The sequence below is a fragment of the Streptomyces cyanogenus genome (genome assembly GCF_017526105.1).
Classification (GTDB): Bacteria; Actinomycetota; Actinomycetes; order Streptomycetales; family Streptomycetaceae; genus Streptomyces; species Streptomyces cyanogenus.
Genome location: NZ_CP071839.1, coordinates 8,559,354 through 8,585,119 on the forward strand (window position 1 = coordinate 8,559,354; position 25,766 = coordinate 8,585,119).

Annotated in this window: 18 protein-coding genes and 4 pseudogenes; 13 read left to right on the top strand and 9 right to left on the bottom strand. The window is 69.9% G+C overall.

All coding sequences use genetic code 11. The features are described from left to right. Nucleotides 1-453 precede the first annotated feature (453 nt). The 5 genes and pseudogenes from S1361_RS37800 to S1361_RS37820 all read left to right on the top strand — a co-directional run. Entirely contained in the window at nucleotides 454-4,314 is a 3,861-nt protein-coding gene (locus S1361_RS37800) for an nSTAND1 domain-containing NTPase (RefSeq protein ID WP_208036308.1), read from the top strand. Between the two features lie 165 nt (nucleotides 4,315-4,479). Then, nucleotides 4,480-4,779: pseudogene (locus tag S1361_RS37805) on the top strand (helix-turn-helix domain-containing protein); the annotation flags it as partial. A 757-nt stretch (nucleotides 4,780-5,536) separates the two neighbouring features. Next, nucleotides 5,537-6,142, top strand: coding sequence for a chorismate mutase (locus tag S1361_RS37810; RefSeq protein ID WP_208036309.1), 606 nt, complete (start codon nucleotides 5,537-5,539; stop codon nucleotides 6,140-6,142). Nucleotides 6,143-6,536: 394 nt separating this feature from the next. Then, complete coding sequence (locus tag S1361_RS37815; protein ID WP_243769585.1) at nucleotides 6,537-6,854, top strand: hypothetical protein; 318 nt, start codon at nucleotides 6,537-6,539, stop codon at nucleotides 6,852-6,854. 357 nt (nucleotides 6,855-7,211) lie between these two features. Further along, nucleotides 7,212-7,672 (top strand): annotated as a pseudogene (locus tag S1361_RS37820) (transposase); the annotation flags it as partial. A gap of 15 nt (nucleotides 7,673-7,687) precedes the next feature. Here S1361_RS37820 and S1361_RS37825 read toward each other — a convergent pair. The 3 genes from S1361_RS37825 to S1361_RS37835 all read right to left on the bottom strand — a co-directional run bounded on the left by S1361_RS37825 (nucleotide 7,688) and on the right by S1361_RS37835 (nucleotide 9,173). Further along, nucleotides 7,688-8,416, bottom strand: a complete 729-nt coding sequence (locus S1361_RS37825; RefSeq protein WP_208036311.1) for a DUF2625 domain-containing protein — start codon at nucleotides 8,414-8,416, stop codon at nucleotides 7,688-7,690. 145 nt (nucleotides 8,417-8,561) lie between these two features. After that, nucleotides 8,562-8,996 carry an NUDIX domain-containing protein gene (locus S1361_RS37830; RefSeq protein WP_208036312.1) on the bottom strand — a complete coding sequence of 145 codons (435 nt, stop codon included), beginning with the start codon at nucleotides 8,994-8,996 and terminating at the stop codon, nucleotides 8,562-8,564. An 18-nt stretch (nucleotides 8,997-9,014) separates the two neighbouring features. Then, complete coding sequence (locus tag S1361_RS37835; protein ID WP_243769461.1) at nucleotides 9,015-9,173, bottom strand: hypothetical protein; 159 nt, start codon at nucleotides 9,171-9,173, stop codon at nucleotides 9,015-9,017. 245 nt (nucleotides 9,174-9,418) lie between these two features. On the opposite strand from S1361_RS37835, the gene S1361_RS37840 reads away from it, so the two are divergent. The 3 genes from S1361_RS37840 to S1361_RS37850 all read left to right on the top strand — a co-directional run bounded on the left by S1361_RS37840 (nucleotide 9,419) and on the right by S1361_RS37850 (nucleotide 12,922). Beyond that, nucleotides 9,419-10,180, top strand: coding sequence for an ABC transporter ATP-binding protein (locus S1361_RS37840; protein WP_208036313.1), 762 nt, complete (start codon nucleotides 9,419-9,421; stop codon nucleotides 10,178-10,180). Beyond that, the gene (locus S1361_RS37845; protein ID WP_208036314.1) at nucleotides 10,177-11,547 is read left to right on the top strand and encodes an FtsX-like permease family protein; all 1,371 of its coding nucleotides are present in this window, start codon (nucleotides 10,177-10,179) and stop codon (nucleotides 11,545-11,547) included. The genes S1361_RS37840 and S1361_RS37845 overlap by 4 nt, the downstream gene beginning before the upstream one ends. 145 nt (nucleotides 11,548-11,692) lie before the next feature. Then, a complete protein-coding gene (locus tag S1361_RS37850) occupies nucleotides 11,693-12,922 on the top strand; it encodes a sensor histidine kinase (RefSeq protein ID WP_208036315.1) in 1,230 nt (409 codons plus the stop codon). Between the two features lie 6 nt (nucleotides 12,923-12,928). Here S1361_RS37850 and S1361_RS37855 read toward each other — a convergent pair whose 3' ends face one another. Then, complete coding sequence (locus S1361_RS37855) at nucleotides 12,929-13,594, bottom strand: response regulator transcription factor (RefSeq protein ID WP_208036316.1); 666 nt, start codon at nucleotides 13,592-13,594, stop codon at nucleotides 12,929-12,931. Between the two features lie 2,174 nt (nucleotides 13,595-15,768). On the opposite strand from S1361_RS37855, the gene S1361_RS37860 reads away from it, so the two are divergent. From S1361_RS37860 to S1361_RS37870, 3 genes are all read left to right on the top strand, one after another. Continuing rightward, nucleotides 15,769-16,029 carry a hypothetical protein gene (locus S1361_RS37860; RefSeq protein ID WP_243769462.1) on the top strand — a complete coding sequence of 87 codons (261 nt, stop codon included), beginning with the start codon at nucleotides 15,769-15,771 and terminating at the stop codon, nucleotides 16,027-16,029. Continuing rightward, nucleotides 16,029-17,879 (top strand): hypothetical protein, encoded by a 1,851-nt coding sequence (locus S1361_RS37865; RefSeq protein WP_208036318.1) that lies wholly within the window; start codon nucleotides 16,029-16,031, stop codon nucleotides 17,877-17,879. The genes S1361_RS37860 and S1361_RS37865 overlap by 1 nt, the downstream gene beginning before the upstream one ends. A 374-nt stretch (nucleotides 17,880-18,253) precedes the next feature. Next, entirely contained in the window at nucleotides 18,254-18,994 is a 741-nt protein-coding gene (locus S1361_RS37870; protein ID WP_208036319.1) for a hypothetical protein, read from the top strand. A 674-nt stretch (nucleotides 18,995-19,668) separates the two neighbouring features. Here the strand turns inward: S1361_RS37870 and S1361_RS37875 are convergent. Together S1361_RS37875 and S1361_RS37880 are read right to left on the bottom strand one after the other, a co-directional pair. Further along, a pseudogene (locus S1361_RS37875) lies at nucleotides 19,669-19,842 on the bottom strand (transposase); the annotation flags it as partial. A 160-nt stretch (nucleotides 19,843-20,002) separates the two neighbouring features. Continuing rightward, the gene (locus tag S1361_RS37880) at nucleotides 20,003-20,671 is read right to left on the bottom strand and encodes a phosphotransferase (protein WP_208036320.1); all 669 of its coding nucleotides are present in this window, start codon (nucleotides 20,669-20,671) and stop codon (nucleotides 20,003-20,005) included. Nucleotides 20,672-20,758: 87 nt separating this feature from the next. Here S1361_RS37880 and S1361_RS39730 point away from each other — a divergent pair. Then, nucleotides 20,759-20,911, top strand: a pseudogene (locus tag S1361_RS39730) (tyrosine-type recombinase/integrase); the annotation flags it as partial. Here the strand turns inward: S1361_RS39730 and S1361_RS37885 are convergent. After that, a complete protein-coding gene (locus S1361_RS37885; RefSeq protein ID WP_243769589.1) occupies nucleotides 20,854-21,039 on the bottom strand; it encodes a hypothetical protein in 186 nt (61 codons plus the stop codon). The pseudogene S1361_RS39730 and the gene S1361_RS37885 sit on opposite strands and share 58 nt — an antisense overlap. Nucleotides 21,040-21,419: 380 nt before the next feature. Here S1361_RS37885 and S1361_RS37890 point away from each other — a divergent pair, with 380 nt between their 5' ends. Further along, nucleotides 21,420-23,972 (top strand): tetratricopeptide repeat protein, encoded by a 2,553-nt coding sequence (locus tag S1361_RS37890; protein WP_208036321.1) that lies wholly within the window; start codon nucleotides 21,420-21,422, stop codon nucleotides 23,970-23,972. A 91-nt stretch (nucleotides 23,973-24,063) separates the two neighbouring features. Here S1361_RS37890 and S1361_RS37895 read toward each other — a convergent pair whose 3' ends face one another. Continuing rightward, nucleotides 24,064-24,852, bottom strand: a complete 789-nt coding sequence (locus tag S1361_RS37895; protein ID WP_243769586.1) for an ATP-grasp domain-containing protein — start codon at nucleotides 24,850-24,852, stop codon at nucleotides 24,064-24,066. Nucleotides 24,853-25,384: 532 nt separating this feature from the next. Beyond that, on the bottom strand, nucleotides 25,385-25,765 hold the full coding sequence (locus S1361_RS37900; protein WP_208036323.1) for a hypothetical protein: 381 nt from the start codon (nucleotides 25,763-25,765) through the stop codon (nucleotides 25,385-25,387). Between the last annotated feature and the right edge of the window lies 1 nt (nucleotide 25,766).

Consider the following 25,766-nt stretch of genomic DNA (forward strand, 5'->3'; position numbering starts at 1 on the left):
CGAGCAGAAGACGGCGCGCACCGTGGTGAGTTCGCCGGGCTGCCGCGCCTGTGCGCGTGGGGGTGGTCCCGCACAGCTAGCGAAGAGGACGCGGGACCACCCCAGGTGCTCCTACCTGCGGTTGAGGGCTGGTGTCAGCCGATGTTCCAGTAGATGTGCGACATGCCGGCGGGGTTCCAGGCCCGCACCCTTGGGGTAGCCACCACGTTGCCCCCGGCACCTTGCAGTAGCCGCCGCCTGAGCCGCACTTGTACCAGTGCCGCTTCCCGTGGCTGTCGAATGGGCAGCCGTCCCCGCCCCTCTGATCAATAGCTGCACTGCAGGTCACGGGGTACGGTGCCGCAGCATTGCCCAGAGAAGGCGTCTTGGGTTTGCTCTCCTGCCGTGGACGTGCGTAGCTTCTGCGGCCGTGGTGCCGCTCCACCGGGAGCGGTGACCGGGAGGGAGCCGTACATGGCGGGACGACCGGAGAGTCCGCTCGATCCGAGCGCCGGGCCGGTACAGCGGCTGGCGTTCGAGTTACGCAGCCTCCGTGCAGAAGCCGGGAGCCCGACCTATCGGGTGATGGCGCAGCGCGCGGGGCAGGGGGCGAGCACGCTGTCGCAGGCGGCTGCGGGTGAGCGGTTGCCGACCCTGCCGGTCGTCCTCGCCTACGTCCGCGCCTGCGGTGGTGACCCGGAGGAGTGGCGCGAGCGCTGGTGCCAGGCAGCCACGGAGGCAGCAGCCGAACCCCGGACCGAGGGCGACGAGGCAGAGCCTCCCTATCGGGGCCTGGCCCGTTTCGAGCCCACAGATGCAGATCTGTTCTTCGGCCGCGACGAACTCACCGAGCGTCTGTTCCAGCAGGCCTGCTCCCGCCGCTTCACCGCCGTCTTCGGGCCTTCAGGCTCGGGCAAGTCCTCACTGCTGCGGGCCGGCCTCATCCCCCGTCTGCGTACTCCTGGCCAGTCCGGGCCGCGGCCGGCCGCCCTGCGCGTGCTCACCCCGGGCGAGCACCCGATGCGTACCCACGCAGAGCGCCTCGCGCCGGCCGACGGAGACGGGGACACATGGCTGGTCGTGGACCAGTTCGAAGAGCTCTACACCTTGTGCACGGATCCCGGTGAACGCGAAGAGTTCCTCGGCCACCTCCTGGCCAGCACCGACCCGGTCAGTCGGCTGCGCGTGGTCATCGCGGTACGCGCCGACTTCCTCGGCCGCTGCGCCGCGCACCCGCAACTGACTGCCGCGCTGCAGAATGCCACCGTGCTGTCCGGTCCGATGAGCCGGGACGAACTGCGCGAGGCCATCGTCAAGCCCGCGCAGTGGACCGGTCTCATCGTCGAGCGTGCCCTGTCGGCCCGTATCCTCGAGGAAGTCGAGGACGAACCTGGTGCGCTTCCGTTGATGTCACATGCTCTGCTGGAGACGTGGCGGCGCCGGAGAGGCCGCGCCCTTACGCTCGAGGCCTATGAGGCGGCGGGCGGCTTGCACGGTGCGATCGCCCACACAGCAGAAGGCGCTTATGCCCGCCTCACTCCGGCACAGGCCGATCTGGCCCGCAGGATCATGCTGCGGCTGATCACCCCCGGTGAGGGGACCCCCGACACCCGGCGTCCTGTTCCCCGCACGGAGCTCGCCTTCGACAGCCCCACCGACACGGCCGTCGTCCTCGACCGCCTCGCCCGTGCCCGTCTGCTCACCCTTGACCACGACACCGTGGACCTCGCCCACGAAGCCCTCATCACTGCCTGGCCGCGCCTACGGCAATGGATCGGCGACGCCCGCGAGCGTCTGCGCCTGCACCGCCAGCTCACGGAAGCCGCCCGCACATGGGACGACCTGGACCGCGACAAAGGTGCGCTGTACCGCGGCACTCGGCTGGACGCTGCAGAAGAGGCGTTCATCGTTGCCGAGCACAAGCGCGAGCTGACCGCACTGGAGAGGGACTTCCTCACCGCCAGCGTCGAAATGCGCCGCCGCGAACAGCGAGCGGCCGTCCGCACGACCCGGCGCCTGCGCTCGCTGGTCGCAGGACTGACTGCCCTGGTTCTCGTGGCCTGCGCCGCGGTGACGGTTGCCTTGCAGCAACGCGCCGCAGCGCGTGCGGAGCGCGACGCCGCCGTATCCCGGCAGATCACCGCAGAGGCAGACCGGCTCCACGGAGGTGGTGCCGTGCCCTTACAGAACCAGAACGAGGCACTGGCTGCGCAACTGGACGTCACGGCTTACCACGTCCGGCGCTCCCCACAAACGTTCACGAACCTGGTGGCGGACGCGGCCTCACCGCTGTTCACCGATGTCGGGGTGCCCAACCCGGATGGACCCAACAACGCGTATCTACCGAACGGTGGCAGAGCGTCCTACGTCTCCGCTCACCACATCCTGGCTCTGGCCGGTGCCAATGTCATCCGACTGTGGGACACCACCGACTTCACACATCCCAAACTCATCGGCCGCGCGCTGCCCGGTTGGCAGGCGACACTGAGCCCTGACGGACGGACCTTGGCCGTTGCCGGCTACGACCTCACTGTCGGGTTGTGGAGCATCGCCGATGTCGCGCATCCCCACCACCTCGGCACGCTTCCCGCGCCCGACGACGACTTGGGCAAGTTCATGGCTTTCAACGACGACGGCACCCTGCTCGCGGTAGGGGGCGACCACACTTCGTCCCTCTGGGATGTCCACGACTCCGGGCACCCAGAAGTGCTCGTCCCGTCGTTGCCCGGCGACCTGGCGGCCTTCAGTCCACGCCGACCTCTCCTGGCGACACTCAGCACCGAGGACGGCACCGTGCGGTTCTGGGACACGTCACACCCCCGGCATCCCACCGTTGTCTCACGACTGAACTCCAGGATGACGGACGGCGACATTCTCTCCTTCAGCCCGAACGGACGGATCATCGCCACCGGCGGCGCTGAAAAAGGACAGATCGGGCTGGTTGACGTCAGCAGGCCACATCGTCCCGTCGTCCTGAATGCCAACTCGTGGGAACAACTGAGGGCCCCCGACAGCACACGCACGGCAGCGGTGGCCTACAGTCCGGACGGTCGACTCCTCGCCATCGCCGGAGATGACGCAGTCCAGCTGTGGGAGCTGGCACCTGCTGGCTCGCCGCAGCGTCTGGGCCCTCCGCTGAGCCGCCGCTCACAGGAACAGACCGCGTTGGCCTTCGGACCGGACAGCCGCAGCCTGATCGTGGAGGATCACCAGACGCTGCGCGTGTGGCGCCTGCCGCCCATCGCCCTGCCCGACTGCTCGGGCATGAGCTCTGCCACCTTCAGCGCGGACGGCAACACTATGGTCACAGCCTGCTCACAGGGATCGGTACAGCTATGGGACACCAATACGACGTCCCCGGAGTGGCCAAAGCCCCTTCCCCGCAGGCTTTCCGGGACGGCTGCTGAATTCGCCCCGCGAGGGCACCTGCTCGCTGTGGCGCCGCAGCAAGGCGGGGTGGGGCTTTACGACGCCACTGACCCCTCCCGTCCTCGCCAGGTCGGTCATGTTCCTGCTGGGAAAGGCTACGGCGTCGAGGCCATGCGCTTCAGGGATTACGGCCGCACCCTTGTCACCTACGAACTGCAAGAGCCAGAAGCAACGGAAGGGAACTCTGCATCACAGGACACTTCCCAGGCAATGGAACTGGGCAGCGGCGGCGTACGGATCCGCACCTGGGACATCACCGACCCAACCCATTGCAAACCTCTAGGAGTAGGCAATCTTCCCTATGAAGACACCACTGTAGAAGATTTCACCCTCGGTGCCGATGGACGGACACTCGCCGTGCAGGTTGACGACGACGGCTATCAACTCTGGGACACCAGCAACCCAACCCGTCCTGCAAAGCGTGGAAGGCCGCTCCCCGGCGACGCCGTAGCGCTCGCGCCCAACGGTCGGTATCTGGCTACCGTCACCCTGGAGGGAACCATACGCATGTGGGAGACCACGCATAAGGGTCGACCGAAACTACTCGGGAATTGGCCCCAGGCTCAGGAGCGAGCGGAAGGTGTGGCCTTCAGTCCCGACAACCGCACGCTGGCAAGTGCAACCCCTGAAGGCGCGATCCAGCTGTGGGATGTGAGTGATCCAGCTCGCCCCTCCGCCCAGGGCCATTCTTTCCCGAGCCAAGGAGCTTTCAGCAACAGCTTTGTGTTCAGTCCGGACGGCCGAACCCTGGTCACAACCGACGGGTCAGGTGGTGCCTTTTGGTTGTGGGTCCTCGACCCCCGCCGAGCCATCCATCGCATCTGCGATGCCACCGGACACATCCTGACCAGGCGAGAGTGGAACCGCTATGTCGGCGACCTACCGTACGACCCACCCTGCGTGTGAAAGCATCCGTTGGGAGCACGGGAGAGTGCATCGCGAAGTACGGCGCAGTGAGCTCTTTCAGCGTGGCCACTGATCGGGTGACGGGATCGATGCCCGCAACGCACGAGGCTCCCGTGCCGTTGGGGGAGGTGTTCGAAGTCTCAACCCACAGGCACAGGAGCCGCGTTGGTTCCCTACTCTGCCGCACTCGACCTGCCTCACGCCTTGGTCGAGTGGGTCACGATGCTCATCGTCACCCGCGAGGGTGACCGCCGCTGCAAGCTCCCACCGCACCAGCGTGCCCTGGTCGGCCTGGTGTACCTGCGCCGACACGACACCCTCGCCCAGCTCGCGGCCGGCTTCGGTACCTCCGTCGGCACCGCCCACGCCTACACGGCCGCGGTGATCGACCTGCTCGCCGACCGCGCACCCGGCCTGCTACGCGCCCTGCGCGAGGCCAACCCGGACTACGTCCTCCTCGACGGGCGCTGTCCACAGCACGGGCGCCGGCGCGGTCGGCGAAGATCCGGTGGGCGCGGGCCGCAGTCAGCGCACGCCGGTCCGCACCCGGTGCAGCAATGCCGCCACCAAGCCTGGGTGGCGATGCCGCGCGATTGCTTCAGTTTGTTGAGGGAACCGGCTCGCTCGCCGTGGCCCTCAACGGTTCTCCCCTCTACCTGGGCATCGGCATGGGCGGCCTGATCGGCAGCTCGTTGCTCAGCCACGCCCGCCGCGCTGGCCTGGCCCGTGACAGCGTTCGGGGTGGCCGCGATCGCTGTGGTCGCTCTCCGTTATCGAGGTGCGGGCCAGAGGCCTCGCACCGATGCGCCTGGGGTCTCGGACCACTTGCTGCCCGCGCGGTCATCTGCGTCCAGGAGGTGTCCCCCGTCTCCGGCATCGTGACGAAGGGGTACGGCCGGCCGGGGGATGAACTGCCGACACCGGCTATCGAACGAAAGTCATCGACCACGGCGCCCGTCTCGGCATCGATGCCGAAGTCGTCCAACGCGTCGCAGGGCCCGGTCAACGCGACCGCCTCCGGGTGCAGCGGAACCGCCTCACCCGGGGCAACGTGCCGACGGACGCGGTCTCGGTGCGGTCGTAGACGATCAGGGGCGCGTGAACGCGGCAACTCCTTTACGCCGCCCAGCGGTTCACGCGGCGATTCGGGCTCGTGGTCGATACGGTGGTGCACGGCGCAGGCGACGACCTGGCGCCGCTCCACTCAAGGAAGGAAACCCACGTGCGCGCCCCGATACTCCGGTCTACCCTCGTCGCCGTCTGCGCCACGGCGGCCGTCACCCTCGCCGGCGCCGCCCCGGCCACCGCGGTGCCGCCGACTCCGGCACGGGCTGCCAGCCTCGCCCCTGGCCTCGGGTCGGTGACCGAGCTGTTCGCCGAGCGGCTGCTGCTGGCCGACAAGGTGGCCGCCGCCAAGTACGGCACCGACAAGCCCATCGACGATCCGGTGCGCGAGCGGCAGATCCTGGACGACGTCGCCGCGAGGGCCGTCGGCCTCGGGCTCAACCCTGACGCCGTGACCGCGGTGTTCCGCGACCAGATCGAGGCCAACAAGCTGGTGCAGCGCGGCCTCTACGCCCGCTGGGACGCCCACCCGGAGGAGCGGCCGACCGAGCGGCCCGACCTCGTAAAGGAGGTGCGACCGGCGCTCGACCGGATCACCACGGCTCTGCTGACCGCATTGCGGGAAACGGAGGGGCTGCGGGCGCGGCCTTCGTGCGGCCCGCGTTTGCGAATGGCGGCGGCATGGTCGGCCTACGGGCACCGGCTGGACACGCTGCACGTGGAAGGGCTGGTGCGGGCCCTGCCATCGGTGTGCGAGGGCTGAGATGTGCTTCCGCGCCCGGCCCAGTCGTGGAACTACGTCTTGCCCGACGATGCCTGGGCTGTGGACCTGAGCGAGGCCGTGCCGGCGACAGCGCTCTCCGGCACGTCCGGTCGCCCTCGTCACCCTCGTTCGCCGACGGTCGCGGAGCCGCCACGGCCGAGGTGCCCCGAAGCAGCGCACGCGCTGCTTCGGACGAACCGGAACAGGCCCACGCCTACAGCCACACGAACGAGTGATTCGTTTCTCCCCGACCAGGAGACATCACACGCCGTCATAGCTCCCCGCTGTTTTCGGCGCGCACACCGTTGGTACGACCCAGCGGTATGTCCGGCCGGTCGCCTGACCGGCATGCGAAGCGCAGGAGAGCAACGTGAAGCTGAACGCCACAGGTCTGATGGCCACGGCATCGGCCGCCGCCCTCGTCGCCCTGACCCCGGCTACTGTCGTCGCCGCCCAGCCCCAAGCGCGCGCGGCCACGCCACCCGGCCTGTCGTGCAACACCGGCAAGCACGCCATCGACGAGTACACCGGATGGGCTCTCTGCAAGAACAACGGAACCAGTACCCAGACATTCTGGGTACACCTGGTCTGCGGCTGGTCTCCGGACGTGGACGGTGAGCACGTGACCCTGCGGCCCGGCCAGTTGGGCCAGTCGACCGCCCACTGTTCCTCGCTGGGCTCGGGCATCGGAGAGATCTCCGTCCGGCCGTAGCGGGCGAAGGGGCCGCCAGGGACGGACGTCAGGCCGTGCGCGCGGCCGACGGCGTCCTTCGCACCCCGTACGCCCCCGTCATACCCAGGCCATGCCGTCGCCGCGGTCGCCGGACGGTGGCCGGCCATTGCGGTGAAGGCGGGGGCGTTGGAGAGGCCGGCGGTCCGGTGCCCCGGCCGGAGGTGCCGGCGCGCGACCGGCAGCTAGCCTCACGTCGAGCGTCACAGTGTGACGCCTGTCCACGCCTCGCCTCATCATCCGGAACACCTGGCGGGAGCCGGTCAGCCGATTCTCGCCCCGATCCGCTCTGTTTTGGAGATCGTCTCAACTGGCTTGATCACTAGGCTGGCGGTCGTGATGGCGATGGTGGAGCGTCTGGTGCCGGATGGGTTGTGGGAGTTGTTCCAGCGGGTGGTTCCGGCTGCTCCGGTACGGCCCCAGGGCGGTGGCCGAAGCAGGTATGGAGACCGGCAGGTGCTAGCGGCCATCATCTTCGTGGCCACAACGGGCTGCACTTGGCGGCAACTGCCGTCGGGCTTCGGCCCGTCCGGGCCGACCGCGCACCGGCGCTTCACGGAGTGGAGCCGGGCCCGGGTCTGGGGCAAGCTCCATCGCCTAGTCCTGGACGAGCTCGGCGCCCGCGGCATCCTGGACTGGTCGCGGTGCGCGATCGACTCGGTCAATATGCGGGCAGCGAAAGGGGGGATTTGACGGGTGCGACCGGGTGCCGCCGCCTGCATCGTCGCTACGAGCGCAAGGCAGAGCACTTCCTGACCTTCGCCGGGATCGCCGCCGCCCTGATCTGCTACCGCCGGCTGGACGGGGCGACCGATTCACACGGCGCCGAGAAAGCCCGGATCAACGCCGTCGAACTGTCGGCATGAGTCCCGGGCGACGCCGAGCAGCTCTTTCATGGGCACGACGCGACGGCTGGTCGCGGAGATGTCCTGGCGCGCCTCGGCCGACCACAACGGCGGGAAGAAGGACAGGCCCTGGTTGCTATTCAGCGCCCGGACCTCCTCCTTCCAGCCGGGCCAGCGCAGATCGGCGTAGAACTCATCGAGTGCCCCGGACACCAGCCAGGCCAGCCACGTCGAGTGACCAACCCCCAGAGCCTCCCAGCGCAGGGAATCCGGGGCGAAGTAGACAACCTCGCCGGGGGCGCCGGGACGATCGGCGCCGGCGGGAGTGGCGCCGTTGAGAGCGAAGACGCCGCCCAGCACGTCGTGTGCCAGCACCAAACCGGTCTCCGTTCGCCACGCTGGGTCGAACGCTTCGGGGAACTGATTCACGTGAGCCAGGCCAGGCACCTCGTGCGCAGCCCCACCGACTGGGCTGCCGTAGACTCGCAGCCAACCGTCGTCCACCAGCAGACCACCGCAGTGCAGTACTACCGCACCCAGGTACGACCTGGCCGTGACCTGCAGCTGAAGAATCGACGCCCTGCCCAGATCGCTATCGGGTGGGAGCACCTCGACGGACATTGGACTTGCCTCGATTGTCTCCCTGAGTTCCGGCCAGGCCGGTTCCTCGACGTCGATCAGCTGGCTCAACTCACGCATGCCTGCATCGTCGCACCTGCACCGTGCGCCCCAACTGGCAGGGCGCTTCGACGAGCCACCCGCCTATCGAGATGACCTCTTAGGAGACGGCAAAGCCCCGCCCATCCGCCACGGGGGGAACGGATGGGCGGGGCCCCTGGTGCCGTCAGGCGTCGACTGGGCTGTGTGCTGCCATGAGCAGGGCCAGCGGACCGGCGGGGAGGAGGAACCGGCCGTCCTCCACGGCCCGCAGTGCCTCGGCCATCGGCCACCACATCAGCTCGTAGTCCTGCTCAAACTCTGTGAGCTGCTGGGGGCCGAGCGTCAGGCCGCAGGCCTCGTAGAGATGGACGCGCGCCTGAGAGCCTGGGGTGATTGCGTGGGAGCCCAGTGGCCGCCACTGAAGGGCGGTGACACCGGCCTCTTCACGCGGTTCCCGGCGAGCGCATGCCAGCGGGCTCTCCCCGCCTTCGCGGCGGCCGCCGGGCAGGAACAGGTACTCGCCTCCGTGTGCGGGAAAGTCGGCGCTCAACAGGGCGACCAGCTCGTTCGCGTCACGGGCCACGATCACGGAGGCGTCGCGCAGTGCTCCATCGCTCATACGGAGCGAACCTAGCGGTCAGCGGTGCACCCAGGAGGCGAACGGCACGTTGAACACGGCGGGGTGCGCGATGCCGCGGCCGTGATAGCCGTCGTCTCCGTAGGCGTCCCCGTGTTCGGCGCACATGATGACCAGCCACTGCCCCCGTGAAGTCAGTCCGTCGAGGAGGCGCCCCACGTGCGCACCCGGGCCGACAGGCCCACCGTCATGCCGGACCAGGGCTGGCGTCCGTTCGGCCGGCCCTGCCAGCGGCCGGGGGTTGGTTCGCCTGTCGGCAGGGCCGGGGCTGCGCTGGGTTCGTCCGCCGGGCGGCCGGAGCGGCTCTGCCTGTGGTTGCCCGCGGTCGGGGTTCGGTTTTCCGAACTTCCGATTCGGGGGCGGGCACGATCGATCGCCGGGCACCGTCCGCCCAGGATGGGGCCATGACCGAGATGACGACGGATATCGGGACGGGGACCGCCGCCCGGGTGGAAGACCTGCACCGGCAGTACGGACGCGGCACTGCCGCCGTGCGGGCGTTGCGCGGGGTGTCGGTGGCCTTCGTGCCTGGGACGTTCACGGCGGTGATGGGACCGTCTGGCTCCGGCAAGACCACCTTGCTGCACTGCCTCGCCGGGATGGACCGGCCCACTCGGGGCTCGGTCTGGTGGGGCGATGCCGAGGTGTCCCGGCTCCCCGAGCGGCGTCTGGCCCAACTGCGGCGCAGCCGGGTCGGGTTCGTGTTCCAGGCGTTCAACCTCATGCCGGCGATGACGGTGGCACAGAACGTCGAGCTTCCCGGCCGGCTGGCCGGGAAGCGGCCCGACCGTGGACAGGTGCTGGACGCGCTCGCCCGGGTGGGACTGGCGGGACGTGAGCGTCACCGGCCGGGGCAGCTCTCCGGCGGCCAACAGCAAAGGGTGGCGATAGCCAGGGCGTTGGTCTCCCGCCCGCAGGTGCTCTTCGCCGACGAGCCGACCGGCGCGCTGGACCGGGCCACCGGCCACGAGGTCCTCGCCCTGCTGCGCTCCGGCGTGGACCGGGATGGCGGGACGTGCGTGATGGTGACCCACGATCCGGTCGCCGCCGGGTATGCGGACCGGGTCCTGCTGCTCGCCGACGGTGTGGTGGTGGACGAGTTCGACCGGCCCACCACTGCCCGGGTCGTCGAACGTCTGAGCCGGCTGGGTGGGGGAGCACGGTGATCGTGATCGCTCTCGGGCAGATGCGCCGACGTCCGGCCGCCTTCGTCGGGCTGGCAGTCGCGCTCTTCCTCGCCGTGGCCACCGTCACACTGTTCGGCTCGCTGTTCGCCGCCGACGTCACCGCCCCCGATGCTGCCCGTGACGCCGCCGCCGGGCCCGGGCTCCTGGTGATCGCCGGCGCCTTCGGTGAGATCGCGGTGCTGGTCGCGTTCTTCGTCGTAGTCAACGCCCTGGGCTTCGCTCTGCGGCAGCAGCACCGCGAGCTGGCCCTGCTGCGCACCATCGCGGCGACGCCCCGTCAGACGCGGCGGCTGGTGCGCGGGCAGGTGGTCGCGACCGCCTTGCTGGTGGCGGGGCCAGGCTGGGTCGTGGGCGCGGTGGCGGCCCGTCATTTCCTCACCGAGCTGCAGGGGCGGGGGATGGCGGCGCCCGGCGTGCGGGTGCCGGGGACACCGGTACCGATGCTGGTCGCACTGGCCGCCGTGCTCGCCGTCGGCCTGACGGCCTCGTCCGTCGCGGCCCGCAGGATCTCCCGGATCGCACCCGCGGCCGCCCTCACCGCGAGTTCGACCGAGCACGCGCGCGGGGGCGCCCCCCGCCTGCTCGCCGGAACCGGCGCACTGGTGGGCGGTGGCCTGCTGCTGCGGCTGTCCGCGACGCAGCCTCCGGATCAGCCGGACCAGGCGGGGCAGGCGGCGTTGCTCGGCTCGCTGGTGCTGCTGATCGCGGTCGCCCTGTTGGGACCGCCGGCGGCCCGTGCCCTGGCGGCCGTGCTGGGCGTGCCGGTACGTGCGGTGGCACCCTGTGCGGGATGGCTGGCCGACGCCAACCTGCGCGGGTACGCTCGGCGGCTGTCGTCCGCGGTGGTGCCGGTGGCTCTGCTCGTGGGCCTGTCGGGGACCATGTTGATCATGACAAGTACCTCCGAGCGCGCCGCGAGCATGACGGCGACGAGCGTCACGTCCGACACGGACGTCTGGCTGCGCCAGGCCGAGCTGGCGATGCTGGTCTGCTTCGCCGCGGTCTCCACCGTCAACACCCTGGTCGCCGTGACCGCCGAGCGCCGCCGTGAGTTCGCGCTGCTGCGGCTGGTGGGCGCGACACGGGTGCAGTTGCTGCGCATGTTGACCGCGGAGGCGGTGCTGACCGCGGCGCTGGGGGTCCTGCTCGGTGCGGCGGTCGCGGGCGCCGCGTCGGCGGCGTTCAGCGTGGCGGTGACCGGTTCGGCGATGCCCGCGGTGCCGGTGGCCACCTGCTGGTGGATCGTCGTCGGCGCGGGGGTGCTGACCGTCCCGGGCATCCTGGCCACGGGCCTGAGGGCGGTCCGTGGACCGGCTGCGGAGCTGGTGGGCGGCGGCCGTGACTGAAGGCACCGGCCAACCGGCGGCCGGTGGTGCGATCCACGCGCAGACGCCCGCCCGCACGGGACCTCGCGCCGTGGCGTGCGGTCAGCCCGACGGCTCCGCGCCGCCGCCCGCTGGGGATGGGCCGGCCAAGGCGCCGGGACCGGGGATGGCCGAGCGACGACGATACCGCTCGGTCCGGGGCGGTGAATGGCTGTTCGCCGCCTTCGGGCTGCCGCTCGCGCTGCTCGGCGCCGGTTACGCCCTCGCCGTGCTGTACGCGGGGGCGCTGCTCTCGCTCACCGTGCTCGGTCTGCCGTTCGTGGTCGTCGCGCTGCTGGGCGCGCGCGGCTTCGGCACGCTGCACCGGCGGCTGGTCGGCCGGTTGCTCGACGAGCGTGTGGAGGCACCTGCTGGGCTGTACCGCCCGGCGGGCCTCGTCGCCCGCGGCCGCGTCGTGCTGACCGACCCGGTCGCCTGGCGGACCTTGCTCTATCTCGTGCTGCGGTTGCCACTCGGCGTCCTCGGGTTCGGCGCCGCGGTGGTGCTTCCCCTCGGCTGCGGCTGGCTGATCGGCTTTCCGCTGTGGGTCCGGCTGCTGCAGCCGGCCTCACGGTCGTTCAGCTGGCTGGATGCCGGCTCCAGCGTGCTGGGGCTGGCTTTGCTGTCCGCGGTGCCCGGCGCGATCCGGGCCTCGAGCGGAGCCAACCGGCGGCTCGCCCGGCTGCTGCTCGGTCCGGCGGGTGCCCAGCGGCGAGTCCGGGAACTGGAGACCGCCCGTGCCACCCTCCTCGCGGAGAACACCGACCAGCTGCGCCGCCTGGAGCGTGATCTGCACGACGGCACCCAGGCCCGGCTGGTCGCCCTGGCCATCACGCTCTCGCTCGCCGACGACGCGCTCGCTGCGGGCTCCGGCTCCGGCCCGGACCTCGGGCGCCTGCGCACCCTGGTGAACCGAGCCCGCGGCCAGACCGACGACACCATCGCCGAACTACGGCGGCTGACCCGGGGCATTCATCCGGCGGCGCTCGACGGCGGCCTGGGCGAGGCGCTGCCGGGGCTCACCGCCACATCGCCGGTACCCGTCACGGTCCGTCTGGACCTGCGGGAACGACTGGAACCAGTGATCGAGAGAGCGGTCTACTTCTGTGCCGCCGAGCTGCTCACCAATGTCGCGAAGCACAGCGATGCCCGCTCGGCCGAACTCGTGGCGAGCGTGACCGGGGGCCGGGTTCGGCTGGTCGTCCGGGACGACGGCCGCGGCGGCGCGGCCGTGGGCGCCGGCACGGGCTTGGCCGGTCTGGCCGAGCGGCTCGCGGCGGTGGACGGTGTCCTGCGGGTGGACAGCCCGCGCGGTGGGCCCACCGTTGTCACCGCCGAGTTGCCGACACGGCTGTGACAGACCTCAACTCCCGTTCTCGGCAAGGTAGGTCAGGACGGCCTTCACCCGCCGGTTGTCGGCGTCCGTCGCCCGGAGGCCGAACTTGGTGAAGACGGCGGCGACGTGTTTCTCCACCGCCCGCTCGGACACCACCAGCAGCGCGGCGATGGAACGGTTGGAGTGGCCCTGCGCCATCAGCTCCAACACTTTGCGTTCCCGCGGCGTCAGAGAGTCCACTCGGCTGCGCTGACCAGTACGCATCAGCTGGTTGACCACCTCCGGGTCGAGTGCGGTACCTCCGTCGGCGACCCGGTGCAACGCGTCCACGAACTCGGAGGTGCGGGCGACGCGTTCCTTCAGCAGATATCCGATGCCCGACGCGCCGTCCGCCAGCAGCCTGGACGCCCAGGTGGCCTCCACGTGCTGCGAGAAGACCAGGATGCCGACCTCGGGCACCTTCTGCCGGATCTCAACGGCGGCGTGGATGCCCTCGTCGGTGTGTGTGGGCGGCATCCGGATGTCCACCACGGCCACCTGGGGCCGGTGCCGGACCACCGCGGCGAGCAGCTCGGGCGCCGTCCCCGCGGTGGCCACCACCTCGCATCCGCGGGCGGCGAGCAACTCGACCATCCCGTCCCGGAGAACGACGGAGTCCTCGGCCAGTACCACGCGCAGCTGTCTGTTGATCACAACATCATTATCGGACCCAGTCGAGGGTCACCGGGACGGCGGCATCGCTCATGGACGACTCCCTGTCGATCACCGTTCCGGGACGCTGCGGCTGCAGCGCGGCTCGGGCCGGCTCACTGCCGAACGCAGCGGCGTCGCGGACACTCGTACGCGAGCCGGATCGAGGGTCCGCCAGCCGCGTACACCACCGGTCCTGGCCGGGACGCCGAGAGGGGGCAGCCGGGCGGGCACACCGTTGTCCCGGCACCCCCGGTGCGTCACAAGAGGGTGCCCTGGTCCGGCTCCGGTAGCGCCGGCGGGCGACATCCTTCGCCTCGGGGGGGCCTGTGGCGTAAGTGTCGAGTGTGCTGACCGGTCTTGGCTTGTGGCCTGCTGGTGTGCAGCTGTACCGGGCGGTATGCCTGGAGCGCGGGAGAGTGGTACCCAAGCGTAGGCGCCGGCGATGGAGGGCATGTGCGCTGAGCTGGCCTGTTTGCGCTGCGCAGCGAGCTGGGTGGGACGCTGGTTCTCGCGCGGGGGCGGTGCGTGCCGCCTACAGGCACGGTGCAGGCCTCCTTCCGGGCCCGAGCGGCGCGGTCGTCACGGCCACCCGGCTGCGGCAACCGGCCAACTCCGGCTCTGAGGTGGAATGTCGGGCAGCTCCCCGCGTGACGTCCATGGCCTTGGCGGACTCCTCTTCCGGCCGCGCCGCTGGTGGATCGCCGCGCTGGTCACGCCCGTACCGGCGGCGGCCGCGACGACGGTGGTGCCCGATTACCTCCAAGGAAGTCATCTCCGACCTGGACGAGGTGTAGCCCCCGCAACATCGCCGGGCCGCCCGATCCTCCCCGGGGCGGCCCGGCACCGAGTCGACGCCTGACGGATCCGAACACCCCTACGCCTGGGTGAATGGAACCCGCCTGCACTACATGACAGGAGGCCGGGGCGAGCCGCTGGTGCTGCTGCCGGGCTGGCCGCAGATGTGGTCGCAGTCCCACAAGATCATGGCCGCGCCGGCCGAGCGATGCGAGGTGATCGCTGTGGACTGTCGCGGCATGGCACCCCGGACAAGCCCGCAGCCGGCTACGACAAGAAGACGATGAGAAGAGGTCTATGAGCTCGTCCGCCACCTCGGCCACGAGCGGGTCGGCATCGCCGGCGAGGACACCGGCTCGATGGTCGCCCACGCCTTCGCCCCCCAGGCCACCACCAAGCTCGCGCTGTGGGAGGTCGACCACCCGGCGAGGTCTTCGACGAGCTGCGCATGCTGCCCCAGACCGGCCCGCCGCACCGGTGGTGGTTCGCCTTCAAACCAGGTCGGCGACCTGCCCGAAAAGCCTGCCTCGGTCGACGACGATCGTCTCGGGCAGGACGACCGGCCGGGCCGCCGCACCGGCCAGGCGCTCGTCCAGCGCGGCCAGCTACTGGTGGGGAAGTGCGGTGGCCGGCGGGGGAGGATTGAGCGGGTGGTGACGTCGACGGTGATGGTGAGTTCGGGTCGGGCCGGGCGGCCGTCGTCGAAGAGGGCGAGGACGTCCAGGCGGGTGGAGTCGATCTGGACCTGCTCGCCGGGCCGCACCGCCGTGGCGGGGCTCTGGTCTGGGGCTTGTCCCGGGGGCCTGGTTGCCGATTCTTCTTTCCGTTTCTACGGAATGCGGTGCGAGTGGGATCGGAATAGTTGGCTTTCCGAGCCGAGGGGATGTGGTGAGGGGCTCCTGCCGGTAACAGGAGCCCCCTGTTCCGCCCGGTGTTGTACCGCCGCGCCCAGGAAGGGAGAGGGACGGCGTTTTTCGAGGGCGGGGTTCCGCTTGTCCAGCTCATCATTGGGTGGGCCGCTGTGCAAGATCTTCTCGTGTTCGGGATGGGTTCCGAACCGTTCGGAATGACGATTGCCCAGGTCAGGATCGCGTGGGCTGGTGTGGTGGTGTCGGCCAGGCGTGTGCTGGGGCCGGCATGCAGCCGACCGGTCCGGGCGTTGGCGGATGATCCGCCGGACGGTTCCATACGTCGCGCTTTCCGAGTGGAAAAGGATTCCGAAATCGAGCAGTGATTGTCCGGGATGATTCCGGTTGAGCTGAAGGGTTTTCCTCCGGTGCAGCCAAGGCAGAGACTGGGTGACAGCCGCATCACAGCCGGTAACTGGGATGCGGTGCCGTTTCGGCGATCTTCGCCGCGCCCAGGGAGGGGAAACAACCGTGTCAGTACGCATCAACCGGTCCCGACGCCGCCGGCAGGCGGTGTCCGCAGACCACGCGCAGTGCGGCGCGAGCCTCGCGCCGCTGCAGCGGATCACCGTCTTCACGGTCATCCTGCTGGTGGTGATCATCCTCGTGTGCAGCGGGCAACCCGCCTGCGACGTCATCGGGCTGCTCGCGGCGGCCGGAGCCGCCGCCTCGCAGATCGGTCCCTGGCTGAGCGGACAGCGCCCGGCCGTCGGCTTGGCCGGGGGTGCGTGATGAAACTGCCGGGAGGCTGGCCGGGCGCGCGGAGCAAGCAGGGCGAGGGGCCCGACCCGCTGCGGGTGCGCAACCAGAAGCAGTTCCGCGACGCGCTGAACCAACTGCGTGGGGGCAAGAGCTACAAGGCCATCGCGGCGGCCAGTAAGGGCGAGCTGCCGAGCACCACGATCTACACGGTGCTGACGAAGGACGCGCTGCCCGCCCAGGAGTTCGTGGTCAAGTACCTGCCGGCCTGCGGGCTGAGCGAGGCGGACCAGAAGGTGTGGCTCAGGTGCTGGGAGGCGTTGAGCAACCAGCCCGTGGCGCCCGCCGGACGCGGCAGGCGATGGCAGGGCCTGCTGGGCGGTGGCCGCAGGGGGCTGCGCACCGGCCTGGCAGCCGGCATCGTGCTCCTTCTCGTCGCCGCTGCCATCGTGGCCTGGCAGGTGCACAAGGGGAACGTGGACCACTTCAAGAGCCGGCACTGTGGCACGTCCAACCCGGACCTGGTGACCGGGAAGGACCGCGAGTGCACGGGCGTCACCGACGGCAGCGACGGCTCGGCCGTCTTCGGCGACGACCTCAAGCCCGTCATGGAGGCCATCGCCGCGGAGAACAGCGACGTCACCGACGGCGGTGACTACGTGACGTTCGCCTTCCTCACACCGCTGAGCTCGACGGACGCCAACGCGCTGACCGTGGGCCAGTACGTGGCCGAACTCGAGGGCGCCTACACGGCCGTGGAGGAAGAGAACAAAAAGGACAGCAGGCCGAAGATCAGACTGCTGGTGGCGTCGATGGGCAGCTCCGAACGAGCATGGAAGACGGCCGTCGACCAGCTGAAGGCCCGCAAGGACGCGGAACACCTGGTGGCGGTGGCCGGGCTGGGACTGTCCCAGCAGGAAACGGTCGATGCCGCCCGCGAGCTGAGCAAGGCCGACCTGCCCATGGTCGGGGACGTGATCACCGCGGACGGCTTCGACGCCACCGGCGCCGTCGACGGCAAGGGACCGATCAACGGACTGGCCCGGGTCGCCCTGTCCAACACCGACCAGCTCACCGCGATCAGCAAAACACTCGGCTCCGGCCGGCGCACCGCCGCCCTGATCAGCACCAAGGTGACCCCCAACGGTACCCGCGACCTCTACACCGAGTCCCTCCAGCACGGCTTCAGGACCATCGCGGACCTGAAGAAGCACCTGGATGCCAACTCCGACTTCGCCTTCGACCCGCGCGGCGGGCCCGGTGCCATTCTGCCCACCATCAGCCAGAACTTCTGCAACACGAGCAAGACCATCGACACCGTCTACTACGCCGCCCGCGTGAAGTACCTGCCGCAGTTCCTCGACGCGCTGGCGCAACGCAGCTGCCACGCCCAGCCCATCACCGTCGTCACCGGATCGGACGCGGCAGCCCTCGACCCCAAGACCGAAGCACTCCACCACGCCGACGCACCGATCACCGTCCTGTACGCGTCCTTCCCCGACGCCGCACAGTTCCGCGGCCCCGACAACCCCGACCGCGGCCTGTACAACGCGTTCGTGAAGAACTTCACCGCCCCCCACCACGACCAGCAGTTCCCCGCGCAACACCTCACCAGCAGCTACTGGGCCATCGTCGCTCACGACGCCGTCCTCACCGCGGCAACCGCCCTGCACAACGCCGCCGCCCACGGCGACGGACCGACCAACCTGCCCAACCGCTACGCCGTCCGGAACGAGCTGTACGCCCTGCGCAACAACGCAGTCGCCGGCGCAAGCGGCCACTTCGGCATCGACGCCAACGGCAACCGCACCCGCACCGACACCGTCACCACCGTCCACCGCCTCGGCCAGGCCCTGCCCAGGACCACCGGCCACACCGACTGACCACACACCCGAACCAGCAGTGGGGGCAGACCCGTAACGGGCCTGCCCCTACCGGCCTTCCGTGCACCCGACCAAGCGGCGCCCCGTGAAGGGCGCCGCCCTGATCGGCCGCGGCAGCTCCCCGGCCGTGATGCGGCTGACCTCCGGAGCGGTGTCGAGGTCCACCCGCGACACCACCCCCCCCGCGCTGGGGCGTTCATTGCTGCGGCATATCTGCATCTTTCGGGGGCTTCTGCGTCTTTGGTCTCGCCGGCCGCAGGGGTCACCCACCGATGCGGCGGGGAGGCTACCGTCGGACTTCTCACGGTCACGGGAGATGACGGGGGGCGGCAGTGGTCTCGAACGGCGAACAAAAACCGGTCGAATTCGCACCTATGACGCAGAAGGAACGCGAACGCCGCGCGTACGGGCTGCTGCGGGCGGCCCGTAAGGCCGCCGCCGTCCTTCACGCCCAGTGCTCTGAACACGAGCGTGCGGAGAAAGTGCGCGAGGTGTCCTGGCAGGCCGCGGAGCTGCTGGGCCTGCAGCCCGGCCCGGTTCCCGGTGACGCAGCATCCCAGGAAAAGCTCGTCAAGGCCGCCGGTGAACTGGCCGTGCTCCTGCGCGCTTACAACTGGGCCGACAGCGACATCGCGGTCACGGACCTGGACGGCGCCGTGGTCGTGCCCCATGTCGGAGAGAGGGCTGCAGCCGACGGCTTCGACGCCCTCGGCAAACTCATCCTCCCCGAGGCCTCCCCCGAGGGCTGGGCGAGCGAGCTGGTCACCAGCGCCGCCAAGGGAAACGCCACGCTCGAGGCCGCCGTCAAGTTCGGCAAGTACCTGCTACATCCCACGCCCCTGCTCGTCCTGGACGGCTTCACGGAGATCGTCGGCCAGGCGGTGCACGATCTGAACGTCAGGCGCCTAGACGCATGCGTGGGCGATCTGCGCACCTTCATGCAGGACGACTGCCCGGCCGTCGAGCTGACGAGCGAACCCATAGAGCCTGGCGTTCCTCCCGACGACATCCCGTACAGGTTGGACAGACTGGACGACTGGGCGACGTACACCCATGCTGAGCTCACGGTCGAAACGTCGAACGAGCCCGACATCGCCCTTGGCGGCCTTGGCTAGACGACGGCTCTCGACCTCGAGGCACTCGTCATCGGCGATCCAGTCGCGGGCGACATCGACGCCGACTTCCACGACCAGCTCGGGCCGTACCAGGGTGACGTCCAGGACTTCCCGGCTGCCCCATCCGGCGGAGAAGGTCCAGCCCGTCCACTGGGTGTGCGCCTCTGGAGGGGGCCAGGAGAACCGCAACGCTGTGGGCGGCCGCCTGGGGGAGCGTCGTCGTGCGGCCGGTGTACTGCAGACGGCCCGCGGTGTCATAACGGCCCAGCAGTTCTGTGCGCCCTCACCGATGCGGTGACCGCGCCGACGATCGCGAAACGGGCTGAGGTGGGATGCACCTGTCGCTCGAAGTGCGTAGAGCGCATACGCCTCAGCGAAACCAGCTGGAACAAACAACTCTTCAGGTATACGTCTCGGGAGTCGCTCTAGTGATCTTTCAATGGGCCTAGGCTGGTCATGCGGTGGACGGTGATAGTTGGGCACCTGCCAGGTATCGTCGGCCTGTAGTGAACGGTTTCGGCTGGACGCTGGCTCCCGGGCCCGAGACACTGCAGCATGACGAACGGGCGCCCCGGCGGACTCCAGCGGGGGACCGCGCCGGTCCTCAGCCCGGGCCGGCGTACGCGATGCTCAGGACGGTGACGGTGCCGGTCTCGTCCCCGACTAGTGCCGCATCAGGCAACGTTCGCCCTGTTCACGATCTCGCGGAGCCGTTCGGCGGCGGCGTGCTTGTTCCGCCAGATGATGTAGCGGCGGATCATGCTGCCCTGCTCCTTGTGGCTGGCGTGGTCAGTGCCATCGAGCGTGAAGTAGCGCAGGGCAGTGAACTGGGCCTCGATGCGGTTCAGCCTCGGCAATCTTCGCCACGGGCATGCCCTGTGCGGACAGCAGGACCATCTGCGCCCGCCGCCAGGTCACCACCGAGCCGGTGCCCCTGCGGAGGATCCGCAGCAGCCGCTGCCCCTCATCGACATCGATCTCACGAACCCGCACCCGCCCGGCCACCGATCAGCAGCCCGGCTGCCCGGTCCGGCCGCTGGCACGACGCCGCAGCCATGCCGCCTCCGCAGGCGTAAGGTATGGGTCGGCCAGCTTGGCTTCGGTCACTTCCCGGATACGTCCCGCAGGATCGGTCCGGCAGCCCTTGCGCACGCTGTTCACCAGCAGACTCCGCCCCAGGCGGGCGGCCAGTCCGGGGACCTCCGCGCAGCCGATGGTCACCGTGGTCATCGCCACATCCACAGCGGGATCACCAGCGCCCGCGTTGCGCCAGTCGATCACCACGGGGCCCCGCCGGGTCAGAAGCACGTTGCCCGGATGCAGGTCCAGATGCAACACCCGGTCGTCACCTGCCGTCGCGAACCGCTGGGGCAGCCACTTCGGCGCCGGCAACGCATGCAACCGGTCGTGCAGGCCGCCCAACGTCCGGCCGAGGGATCCGACCCGCCACGGGCGCCGGGCCAGCACATCCAGCATCGTCGGCCCGGTCAGCCGCTCCAGGACCATGTCGGTATCGGTGATCTCGTACACCTTCGGCACGGGATACCCACAGGCCGCCAGATGCGTCATCAACCGCGCTTCCAGCTCCGTTGGTCCTCCTTGCCGATAACGCCGCAGCACCCTGGACTCGTCCAGGGCATACACGTCAGCGTCCCGCCCCCGCCCGATCAACTCCATACAGAGCAGTCTGTCCTGACGGCGTACCAGCCGCCAACAGGGCGAACGTTGCCTGCCGCGGCACTAGGAGCACCACCGCGAGGTCGCCTGTGGCCCACCGAGTACGAGGGCGAGTCCCGGCGCCGGCCGCTGACCTACGACGAGGTCCAGGCCCTGTTCGACGCGGCCGATGCCCGGCCGGCTCAGATCCGCGGACACGGACGCAAGGGGACGCTGACCGCGCTGCGCGACGCCGCGGTCAGCGTGTGCACCACCGAGTTGGCCTCGTGGAAGACGACCTGAGGTGCCTGCCCGAACCTCTCCCGGCAGGTGTCCACCCATCCGTACCGGTGGTCCAGCAGGTACTCCACGAACAAGGTGATCGTCACCTCGTACGTCCGAGCCGTCGACATCCGGATCGAATTGGCGCCGCTACGCAGGTGGACGCCGACATGGCTCGGGAGTTGGGGGAGTGATCAGCGGAAACGGCGATTCTGGCGACTCGTCCGGCCCACACACCCGAGTGTCCGCAGGAACCGTCCGTCCCACCTCGACTCGCCTACCCAACCCGGCCAGCCCGTCCGGCAGAGTCCTGGCACGGGGCCGGAGCCGGGACGCGGAGCGGCGCCCCCATGCAGGCCCTCAATCGGGTCACGCCCTCGCCGGTGGTGACGGGGGCCTCCGAGCGGTGTTGCCCGGTATGCGGCCGGGTAGTTCTCAGCCGTGGCCGTACAGGGCGTCCGCGTGCCGGGGGAAGCGGAGCAGACGGATGGGCGACTTCGACCGGATCTTCGATCCGCACTTCGCGGCCGTCGATCTGTTCACCGACCGCGGCGCGGAGAACAGAGTGTTCACGCAGGCGCTGTCACGTCACGCGGCCCGCGTGCGGAACGGCACGGCTGTGCTGGGCAGGCCCGCCCGGCGGAACGTCCTGGTGTTCTACGGGATCGGCGGCATCGGCAAGACGGAGCTGTCGAGGCGACTGGAGCAGTGGGTCCTCGGGGAATTACCGGATCCCGGGGAATGGGGCCGGCCGCCGTCGTACGAACCGGCGGTCAGGACGGTCAGGGTCGACTTCCACGGCAGTGCCGCCGTCAACGCGGTCGACATCGCGTTACGACTGCGTGCCGCGGTGGCGGACTTCGGGAACAAATTCCCGGCGTTCGACCTGGGTCTCGCCGCCTGGTGGTCGTTCGCGTCGCCGGGCGTCCCGCTCCCCGATCTGCGCAGCGGGCGCGGGGCGGACGTGCGCGCCCAGATCACCGACACCCTGAACGACATCCTGAGCGATGCCGGCGCCCGGCTGGGCCTGGGACCGCTGACCGTACGCACGGGCATGCGGCTCGTCGACGCGGTCAGCTCACGGCGGTTGCGGGACCGGACGCTGCGTGACTGCGCACCCCTCGGTGCGGTGATCGACCAGGCGCGGCTGAACCCGACGCCGTACGTCGCCGCCACTCTCGCGGGCCTGCTCTCCTGGGAAATCGAGCGGCTGCCGGTCACGGAGCGGCCCTTGGTCGTGGCCTTCGCCGATGCCGTGGAGTACGTCCAGAGCGAGGAGCAGGCCCAGGAGCGCCTGCTGAACCGGATCGTGCACCTGAGCCCCGGCATCCTGTGGGTGGTCACCTCCCGCTCCACCCTGACCTGGGCGTCGGCCGCCAACGGCCTGCTGCCGGCATTCGGTCCGCAGGTATGGCCCGGACTGCGGCTCGACGCGCCGGACGGGCAGCAGCACCTCATCGGGGACTTGTCCGACACGGACGTCGACCGCTATCTGAGGGCGGCCTCCGGCACGGCCGGCAACCCGGTCCTCGGCCCGGAGGTGATCGACCGTATCCGGCGTGGCGCGCACGGCCTGCCGCTCTACCTCGACCTGTCGTTGTCCATCGCCCGGCAGGCGGGCACCGCCTCGCCGGACGAGGCGACGTTCGGAAGGCCGCTGCCGGAACTCGTCACCCGGCTCTTAGCCGACCTGCCCGACCAGGAGCGTGACGTAGCGCGCGCCGCGGCCCTCGTACCCCGTTTCGACCCAGGCCTGGTGGCGCGCGCCAGTGGCGTGCTCGACGGCAGCGCACGGAGGTTCTGCGCCCGCTCCCTGGTCACCCGCGATACCCACCTGGTGTTCCCCTACCGGCTGCACGATGCCGTACGCGCGGCGATAGCCGAAGAGTCCCTGTCCGCCGGCGGGGCGTGGTCCGCGGCCGACCGGGCGACGTGTGCCGCGGCGCTCCTGGAGGTGCTCCGGGAGCGCAATGCTGAAGAACCGACCGATGTGGAACGGCGCGTCTACCTGCTCGAGCTGAGCGTGGGACTGTGCGCGGCCCATACCCTGCAGGCCCCCTGGCTGCTCGAGGCGATCACCGACCTGCCCGGCATGGGCGGGCTCGCCGACCGGCTCCCCGCACAGTCCGACAACACCTGGATCGGAATGCTGTGCGGCTTCCTCGAGGCATGGCACGACCGGAGCCTGCGCCAGCGCATCGCCTACCTGGACGACTTCACCAGCCGCCCGCTGCCGGACGACATCCGTCGCATGGCGCTGCGGTGGCTCGCGTTCGGGTACCGCCTCGCCGGAGAACCGGAGACCGCCCTGCGTATCCTCCGGGCACTGCTGTCCGAGACGCCGGACTCGGAGACACTGCGCTACCAGGTCGCCCGGACGCTCCGCTCGCTCAGCCGCTACGACGACCTGGTGCGCCATCTTGAACAGCATCCGGTGAACGACCCGACCGCCCTGGGCCGGCTCCGCAGTGACCTGGCGTACGACCGTGGTGAGATCACCGCTTCGCTGGCCGGACCGAGTGAGCGCGCGGCCCGACTGCGCGCGGAGGGCAGGCACAGCGCCGCACTGGAGAACGAGGTGGCGCTGCTGTGGCGGGCGACCCTGCTGCGACGCACGGCGCCGGGGGACACCGACCCACCGATGAGGGAGGCGGAACGGTATGCCTCCTGGTTCGACCTGCGGACCGCCCTGGCGTGCAAGGCGCTCCTCGTCGCGGGCGACGCCACTGCGTTCCCACGTGTCGCCGCGGAGGCCGCTGCCGTGGTCGAGGCCTCCGCCGGGTCGCCTGGATGGCGTGAGTGGACAGCGGCTCTCGTGCACGGCTTACGGCTGGGCGACCGGAGGCTGATCGAGGCGACGCACGCCGCATGGGCGTCCATGCGGCGCCACCGCACCCCGGCCTACATCGTCGTCGACCGTCTCTGTGTCTACGCCGGTTATCCGTCCCGTCAGGCGCTGCCGCGAACCGCGGACGACGGGGGGCGTGACGCCTCCGAGCGGTGGCACGCGGTCATCCGTAACCTGGTGGGAGAAGAGTGACGCGGACGGCACGCGCACGCCGCGGCAGGCCGGGTCGTACGGCGTCGGGCACCCCGGTATCCATTGGGGGCGCCGTCGGACGTCCCCGCGTTCACCGAGGGCGGAAACAGGCCCTGACGCCGGTCTCGTACACCCGTTGCGCAGCCGCGTGACAAACCGCGTCCTGTCTGCTGAACCGCTCCAGACATACACCGCTGTTGACCTCGATCACAGCGAGTTCCCCGTCGACCTCCACGATGTCGACGGAGCCGAAGACCAGTCCCAGACAGGCCATCGCCCGCCGCGCCAATCCGCCGAGCGGGCCGCACACCTCGGGGTGGTCCAGCACGATCGCGGACGCGCCGAGTTTGAGGTTGTGCCGCCACTCGACTGCGTCGTCCCAGTCGGTAGGGTCGGCTCCGAACCGTGGCCCCGCGCAGCGTTTCTCGAAGACGAGTTCCGTCCGCCCGTTGAGCACGACCACCCGGTACTCATGGCGGATGGGCATCCAAGGAGAGACGGTCAGCGCCGAGTAGCGTGCGGTCAGAGCGTGCAGAGCGGACCGGAGACGGTCCGGTGTCTCCGCTCGGCACACATCACGACCGCCGCTCGAACTCAGCGGCTTGAGGACGACGGGCACCGGCAGCCGGGCCGCCATGTCCGAAACGGACTCATGTGGCCGCCACCGCAACAGGCGGTGCGGCACATGGGGGACGCCGTTGTCGGACAGCAAGGTCGAGGTGGCCGCCTTGTCGGTGGCCAGGAGCGCCGATGCGGCGTCGTTGAGTGGGAAGTTGTAGCCGACGACATGGCACCTTCTCCCGTACGCCTCCAACTCCGCGACCCAGTGCTCCGAGTGCCAGCGCAGGTCCACACCGCTGCGGGCTGCGGCCCGCTCCATGTGTGTCACGAAGTGCTGGCGGAACGGTACCGGGTCACCGCCCGCACGTGTGTCCCCCGGTCCCGTTGAAACCACCTTGCCGCCTCATCCACTCGGTGCCATGGCAGACACACGCAGACGCACCTGCCCTCCGCCCGCACCGGCGAGGGTACTGCTTGTGTACGCGATCTGTACGCGATCCGCTGGATCGGACGGTGCCCCCGCCGAGACAGGTAGCGCAGTCGCGCCGCACCCAGGGCGATACGGTGACACGATCGGTGTTATGGACACCTACCTATACGGATTGGGCATACCGGGTGTTCGAGCCCCATGGGTCCGAAGGCTGGCGCCCCTACGGCAGCGACCCCGAACGGTGGCACGGCGCGATCACCGCTCCCGACACGGAGGAGGGCGCCGAGCACCCCTGCCCAAGGATCCAGCGCGCGCCGCGGAAATCCTCGGACCGCCGAAGGCCGCCGTCAACGACGGAGGCGGCGACGGACTCATCGTCTACCGGGATCAGATCCCGAGATGAGAGGACCGCGCAGCCGTCTCAGAGGGCGATGTCATCCGGGTCGTGAGAAGGCGTGCTCTCGGGAGGGAAGAGTGCTGTGTGCAGTGCCGTCGCGAGTTCGACCAGGTCGGTTTGCTCGGTGATGGTGATGTGCACGGTGCCACCCGGGCCTTCCATTCTCAGCGTGCCTACACCGCTTTCGTGTTTACGCAGCAACCAGTTCTTCGTGAGGTCCACCCAGTAGGCAACCGCGGGCGGGCCCTGGAGGAAGGTGATCGCGGTCGATGCGATGGTCGTCCCGTCGGCGAAGAGTGCCGCCATCGTGGAGCGCACCGGGGCACGCCGTGTCGCGATGTCACCGAACTGTTCCGCGAGGTCTTCCGGTAGGACGACGTCGACTGCGAAGGGGCTGTAGACCATG

Bases quoted from the DNA above. Each gene is read 5' to 3' on its own strand.
- S1361_RS37850 (WP_208036315.1), top strand. From the start codon at position 11,693: ATGGCCGAGCGACGACGATACCGCTCGGTCCGGGGCGGTGAATGGCTG.
- S1361_RS37840 (WP_208036313.1), top strand. From the start codon at position 9,419: ATGACCGAGATGACGACGGATATCGGGACGGGGACCGCCGCCCGGGTG.
- S1361_RS37830 (WP_208036312.1), bottom strand. From the start codon at position 8,996: ATGAGCGATGGAGCACTGCGCGACGCCTCCGTGATCGTGGCCCGTGAC.
- S1361_RS37890 (WP_208036321.1), top strand. From the start codon at position 21,420: ATGGGCGACTTCGACCGGATCTTCGATCCGCACTTCGCGGCCGTCGAT.
- S1361_RS37815 (WP_243769585.1), top strand. From the start codon at position 6,537: ATGGCCACGGCATCGGCCGCCGCCCTCGTCGCCCTGACCCCGGCTACT.
- S1361_RS37865 (WP_208036318.1), top strand. From the start codon at position 16,029: ATGAAACTGCCGGGAGGCTGGCCGGGCGCGCGGAGCAAGCAGGGCGAG.
- S1361_RS37895 (WP_243769586.1), bottom strand. From the start codon at position 24,852: ATGGAGCGGGCCGCAGCCCGCAGCGGTGTGGACCTGCGCTGGCACTCG.
- S1361_RS37870 (WP_208036319.1), top strand. From the start codon at position 18,254: ATGACGCAGAAGGAACGCGAACGCCGCGCGTACGGGCTGCTGCGGGCG.
- S1361_RS37880 (WP_208036320.1), bottom strand. From the start codon at position 20,671: ATGGAGTTGATCGGGCGGGGGCGGGACGCTGACGTGTATGCCCTGGAC.
- S1361_RS37900 (WP_208036323.1), bottom strand. From the start codon at position 25,765: ATGGTCTACAGCCCCTTCGCAGTCGACGTCGTCCTACCGGAAGACCTC.
- S1361_RS37825 (WP_208036311.1), bottom strand. From the start codon at position 8,416: ATGCGTGAGTTGAGCCAGCTGATCGACGTCGAGGAACCGGCCTGGCCG.
- S1361_RS37800 (WP_208036308.1), top strand. From the start codon at position 454: ATGGCGGGACGACCGGAGAGTCCGCTCGATCCGAGCGCCGGGCCGGTA.